Origin of the sequence: Microbacterium sp. K41 (genome assembly GCF_004794395.1) — a bacterium.
Lineage (GTDB): Bacteria > Actinomycetota > Actinomycetes > Actinomycetales > Microbacteriaceae > Microbacterium > Microbacterium sufflavum.
This window is the reverse complement of the sequence record NZ_SSDO01000205.1, coordinates 1-5495: the sequence shown is the minus strand read 5'-3', so window position 1 is coordinate 5495 and position 5495 is coordinate 1. Positions and strand designations below refer to the sequence as shown.

Genomic DNA, 5495 nt, shown 5'->3' with positions numbered 1-5495 from the left:
GGAGCCCGCTCCCGCCCCCGAGCCCGGGGTGCCGCCGCGGCCGGCCGATCCCGGCGCCGCTGGCACGATCCGCTGACGCGGCACGACGAGCGATGAGCACCCTCGACGTCGCGCTGCCCAACGGCACGGTCACGGTGTCGGTCGATCGGACGGACGCCGAGAGTGACGACATCGTCCTGATCGCCCACGGCGCCGGCGCGGGCAAGGACCACCCGTTCCTCGTCGGCCTCGCCGGGGCACTCGACGGTCTCGGTCTCGCGACGGCACGGTTCTCCTTCCCCTACAGCGAGCAGGGGCGGAAGATGCCGGGTCCGGCTGCCCACGCCGTCGCCACCTGGCGCGCGATCGTCGAGGCCACCCGGGCCGCCCACCCCGGTCGACGCATCTGGGCCGCGGGCAAGTCGTACGGCGGGCGCATGGCGTCGCTCGCGGTCGCCGAGGGGCTCGCCGTCGACGGGCTCGTGTACCTCGGCTACCCCCTGCACCCGCCGGGGCGCCCGGATCGTCCGCGCACCGAGCACCTTCCGGCGATCGCCGTGCCGCAGCTGTTCATCGAGGGGACGAACGACCCGTTCATCCAGCCGCTGTCGCAGTTCGAGGAGGCGCTCGCCGCCTGCCAGGACGCCCGGGTCCACTGGATCGAGGGCGGCGGTCACTCCTTCGAGATCGCGGGACACAAGCGCCCCGCGGCCGATGTCGGGGCCGCGCTCGCCCCGGTGATCCGCGACTTCATCGTCGCCCGACGCCGCTGACGAGATTCCCCAGAACTTTTTCTCCGATTCGCGTAATGAATCGCGTGTGAGCCCGTCTCATCAGGTGGAGACGCCACACGAACTCCTCCGGGGGGCGGAGTTCGGGCGCCGGTGCGGGGGGTTCTGCGCCGGTCGGGTGGGCTCGGGAGCCTCGGGGGAGGAGTTCCCGGCCCGGCCCGCTTCCATTCAGGGGGACGGGCCGCCGATCTGGGGAGAACGGCGGCCCACCACCCCTCACTCCGCGGAACCGGAGGCGCCGGCTAGATCAGGCGGCGCAGGTCCGCGTCGGCGAGCAGCCGGCGCATCGTGGTGCGGCCGAGCGCGCTCATCGCCGGATTCGAGCGCTCGTAGTACCAGCCGAGGCCCGCGGCCTGCTGGAAGGCCCATGCCGCGCCGCGCAACCAGGTCGTCGTGCCCACGTCGACCGCGTCCCGCAGCACCTCGCGCACCGGCGCGTCGAACAGGTGCCACGCGCACACCAGGTCGAGGGCGGGGTCGGCCGGACCGAAGTCGCCCCCGTCGAGCACACCGACCAGGCGGGTGCCGCCGTCCTCGGCGATCAGCAGGTTGAACGGGGTGAGGTCGCGGTGGCTCATGACCACGTCCTCGGCGGACGGCAGCGACCGCAGCTCCGACCACAGGGCGGTGGCCGCGGCGACATCGAAGAGCGACCCGCTGCGCGCGAGGCACTCCGCGACCCATTCGTCGTGGTCGGCCAGCACTCCGCCGCGGCCCCGACCGTCGAACCCGCGCCCTGCGACGTCGACCGCGCGCAGCGCACGGATCAGCGCCCCGAGGTCACGCGCGAGGTCCGCGGCGTCGGCGTGGGCCAGCGGGTCGGCGGGTCGTCCGGGCACCCACGTCTGCACCGACCACGCCGACGGGTAGTCGGTCGACGGCGGCACGACGCGTACGGGGACCGGGGCGGCGAACGGCGTGGCCTCGGCGAACTCGTGCAGGGCGGCCGCCTCCCTCCGCAGCTGCTGCTCGGTGGTGGGCAACAGCGGGAAGCGCGCCACGAGGTCGTCGCCGAGCCGCACGATGGTGTTGACCGTGCCCGCCGCGGGGACCCTGCGCAGCGGTCGACCGTGCAGGTCGGGTGCATCCCGGGCGAGCAGACGGTCGGCGAGGGTGTCGTCGACCGTCAGCTCACCGTCGTGCATCGCCGGGTCAGCCGCGGAGCCGGGCCATCCACGCCTCGACCTCGTCGGCCGTGCGCGGGATGTCGGCCGACAGGTTCACGGGGCCGTCCTCCGTCATCAGGATGTCGTCCTCGATCCGGACCCCGATGCCGCGCAGCTCGGCGGGCACCGTGAGGTCGTCGATCTGGAAGTACAGACCGGGCTCGATCGTGAAGACCATGCCGGGGGCGAGGATGCCGTCGTAGTACATCTCGCGGCGGGCCTGAGCGCAGTCGTGCACGTCGATACCCAGGTGGTGCGAGGTGCCGTGCACCATGTAGCGGCGGTGCTGACCGCCGGCGTCGGCGTCCAGCGCCTCCTCCGCCGTGACCGGCAGCAGACCCCACTCGGCGGTGCGCTCGGCGATCACGGCCATCGCAGCGGCGTGCACGTCGCGGAACCGCACGCCCACCCGGGCTGCCGCGAACGCGGCGTCGGCCGCCTCTCGGACTGTCTCGTACACGCGCCGCTGCACGTCGGTGAAGGTGCCCGAGACCGGCAGGGTGCGCGTGATGTCCGCCGTGTACAGGCTGTCCGCCTCCACCCCCGCATCCACCAGGATCAGGTCTCCGGGAGCGACCACACCGTCGTTGCGCGTCCAGTGCAGGTAGCAGGCGTGCGGGCCGGACGCGGCGATCGTGTCGTAGCCCTCGCCGTTGCCGTCCTCGCGCGCGCGGCGGTGGAACACGCCCTCGACCACCCGTTCGCCGCGGGCGTGCGCGATCGCGGCGGGAAGCTCGCGGATGATGTCGTCGAAGCCGTTCGCGGTGATCTCCACCGCACGCCGCATCTCGGCGATCTCGAACTCGTCCTTGATGAGGCGCAGCTCGGAGACGACGCGGGTGAGGGTCTCGTCCTCGTCGAGGACGAGCTCGCCCTCGCTCGGGCGGAACTCGTGCAGGTGTGCCGTGGCGATCTGCAGGTCGGCGGCGACGCCGGCCAGCGAGGGGCGCGGGCCGATCCAGAACTCGCCGATCGTCGCGTCGCCGTAGAACTCGGTGGTGGTGCGGTCCGCGCGCTCGCGGAAGTAGAGGGTGACGTCGTGGCCGCCGTCGGTCGGCTCGAACACCAGGACGGAGTCGGGTTCGGCGTCCGACGCCCACCCCGTGAGGTGCGCGAACGCCGAGTGGGCGCGGAACACGTAGTCGGTGTCGTTGCTGCGCTGCTTGAGAGAGCCCGCCGGGATCACGAGGCGCTGCCCGGGGAAGGCGGCCGAGACGGCGGCGCGGCGCTTCGCCGCGAACGGTGCCTGCGCGCGCGGAGCCGGAACCTTCTCCGGACGCTCGGCCCATCCGGTCGAGATGGTGTCGAGGAAGCCCTGCGGGAAGGGCTGCTTGCGATTGGTCGAGCTGTTCTCGACGGGGGCTTCGACGGTCTCGTCAGCGATCGTGTCGCGTTCTCCGGTGCTCATCGCTCCAGTCTCTCACCCCGGGCGCACGCGCAGGATCAGCCGGCCGGTTCCAGCTGCACCACGAGCGCGCGGTGATCGCTGCCACCGGCGTCGTCCAGGACGACGGACCCCGTCGGGCGCCAGTTCGGAGAGGCCATCACGTGGTCGATGGGGGCCCCGGCCAGCGCGGGCAGGGAGCTGGGCCACGTGCCGGACAGACCGTTGCCCGTGCGAGAGGCGACGTCGCGGCAATAGCCCATGTCGCCCCCCTCCACGCCGAGCGACGCCATGTGGTCGACCGTGGCGTTGAAGTCACCCGCGAGGATGAAGTCGCCCGCCGGGCACTGGTCGGCGATCCACTGCAGGTCGCTCTGCCACTGCTGCATCTCCTCCATGCGCGGAGCGACCGCATGCACGGCCACGATCGTCGGCCCGTCGCCGTCCACCGGCATCAGCACGACGCTCGGCACGGACCCGGTGTTGCTGGTGCCGTCCCTGGCGGACTCGATCACGGAGTACTCGCCCAGCTCGGGAGCGACCAGCACGGTCGTCTGCCACGACTGCGGGCCGTTCGGCACGTCGGGCCGGAACTGCACGTGGTGCACCCACATCGGGTGCCCCTGCTCCCGCAGCATCAACGCGATGCGCTCGCCGACCGCCTCGGTGGTCTCCGGCAGAGCGACGACGTCGGCACCCTGCTCCAGGATCCGTCGTGCGATCTCCTCCGCGGGAACGGCCTCGCCCGCCGTGTTCCAGGTCAGCACCCGCAGGCTGCTGTCGGTCGCGGCGGGGAGGGTGGCACCGGTGAAGCCGCGCGTCGCGCCGATCACCCCGGTGGCCCCGGCACCCAGCAGCGCCACGATCAGGATCGACGCCGCGAACCCTCGGAGCGGCCGGGCCAGCAGCAGCAGGAGCGCCAGCACCGCGACGACGAGGAGCGCGCCGAGCACCAGGCCGCGGGCGGCGACCAGCTGCGCGAACGGGTAGGTCTGCTCGAGGCGGAAGAACTGCGGCCACACCACGATGGCCGTCGCGATCGCGAACAGCACGGTGAACAGGATCCCCAGGAGACGAAACATCCCCTCCAGCCTAGAAGCGACGCCTGTGAAAGCCCTGCCGCGACGCCGATCAGCGCGGCTGCGGATCCGCGGGTCCCGGCGCTCGCTACGCTCGGAGGATGCCCGCCGCGTCACACAGGTTCGCCGGTCCCGCCGACCTGCACCTGCACTCCAACCACTCCGACGGCACGGAGTCGCCCGCCGAGGTGATGCGGCAGGTGTACGCGCACGGTGTCCGCACGGCCGCACTGACCGATCACGACCGCACCACCGGCTGGACCGAGGCGGGCGACGCGGCGGTCGCCCTCGGCATGACGTTCCTGCCCGGAATGGAGCTCTCCGCCAAGCACGAGTGGCGCAGCGTGCACGTGCTGGGCTACCTCTTCGACCCGGACGACGCCGCGCTGCGCGCCGAGACAAACCGCATCCGCGACGACCGGATCGGACGGGCCGAGCGCATCGTGCGCAACATCGGTCGCGACTACGACCTGCAGTGGGACGACGTCGTCGCCCAGACCACGCTCGACGCCACGGTCGGCCGACCGCATATCGCCGACGCCCTCGTCGCGCGCGGCATCGTGCGGGATCGCACCGAAGCGTTCGACGGCATCCTGCACCCGCGCGAGGGCTACTACGAACCCCACTACGCCCCCGATCCGCTCACCGCCGTGCGCCTCATCACCGCCGCGGGCGGGGTGGCCGTCATCGCCCATCCCGTCACGACCGGCCGCGATCGCATGATGCCCGTGGCGTACATCGAACGGCTGATCGACGCGGGGCTCGGCGGCTTCGAGGTGGACCACCGCGAGAACACCGCGCAGGGCAAGACGATGCTGCGCGAGCTCGCGGCACGGCACGACCTCATCGTCACGGGGTCGAGCGACTACCACGGCAGCGGCAAGCCGAACCGCCCGGGGGAGAACACGACGGCCGAGGACATGGTGCAGCGCCTCATCGAGCGGGCGTCGGGCTCCACACCGCGCTACCCCTGACGACGCGCTGCCGTCGAGTGGCCGTGACGGCGCGACCCGTGAGGAACGACGAGGGGCGCCGCACGGATGACCGTGCGGCGCCCCTCGGACGATGATGCGGCCGGCTCAGGCGCCGGCGACGG

The 5495-nt window shown here is 72.6% G+C and carries 5 protein-coding genes; 2 read left to right on the top strand and 3 right to left on the bottom strand.

Going from position 1 to position 5495, the window contains the following annotated elements:
* Positions 1–92: 92 nt before the first annotated feature.
* Positions 93–752 (top strand): alpha/beta hydrolase family protein, encoded by a 660-nt coding sequence (locus DW309_RS05320; protein ID WP_136044780.1) that lies wholly within the window; start codon positions 93–95, stop codon positions 750–752.
* Positions 753–1012: 260 nt separating this feature from the next.
* On the opposite strand, the gene DW309_RS05315 is transcribed toward DW309_RS05320, so the two are convergent.
* The 3 genes from DW309_RS05315 to DW309_RS05305 are packed head-to-tail and all read right to left on the bottom strand — an operon-like array spanning position 1013 to position 4402.
* Positions 1013–1915: a phosphotransferase gene (locus tag DW309_RS05315; protein WP_136044779.1), complete on the bottom strand. Its 903-nt coding sequence runs from the start codon at positions 1913–1915 to the stop codon at positions 1013–1015.
* 7 nt (positions 1916–1922) lie between these two features.
* Positions 1923–3344: an aminopeptidase P family protein gene (locus DW309_RS05310; protein ID WP_136044778.1), complete on the bottom strand. Its 1422-nt coding sequence runs from the start codon at positions 3342–3344 to the stop codon at positions 1923–1925.
* Positions 3345–3379: 35 nt separating this feature from the next.
* Positions 3380–4402, bottom strand: coding sequence for an endonuclease/exonuclease/phosphatase family protein (locus DW309_RS05305; RefSeq protein ID WP_136044777.1), 1023 nt, complete (start codon positions 4400–4402; stop codon positions 3380–3382).
* 98 nt (positions 4403–4500) lie between these two features.
* Between DW309_RS05305 and DW309_RS05300 the strand changes: the two genes are divergently transcribed.
* The gene (locus DW309_RS05300) at positions 4501–5373 is read left to right on the top strand and encodes a PHP domain-containing protein (RefSeq protein WP_136044776.1); all 873 of its coding nucleotides are present in this window, start codon (positions 4501–4503) and stop codon (positions 5371–5373) included.
* Positions 5374–5495: the final 122 nt, after the last annotated feature.

Excerpts from the sequence above, each read along its gene's own strand:
- DW309_RS05320 (WP_136044780.1), top strand. The coding sequence starts at position 93 with ATGAGCACCCTCGACGTCGCGCTGCCCAACGGCACGGTCACGGTGTCG.
- DW309_RS05315 (WP_136044779.1), bottom strand. The coding sequence starts at position 1,915 with ATGCACGACGGTGAGCTGACGGTCGACGACACCCTCGCCGACCGTCTG.
- DW309_RS05310 (WP_136044778.1), bottom strand. The coding sequence starts at position 3,344 with ATGAGCACCGGAGAACGCGACACGATCGCTGACGAGACCGTCGAAGCC.
- DW309_RS05305 (WP_136044777.1), bottom strand. The coding sequence starts at position 4,402 with ATGTTTCGTCTCCTGGGGATCCTGTTCACCGTGCTGTTCGCGATCGCG.
- DW309_RS05300 (WP_136044776.1), top strand. The coding sequence starts at position 4,501 with ATGCCCGCCGCGTCACACAGGTTCGCCGGTCCCGCCGACCTGCACCTG.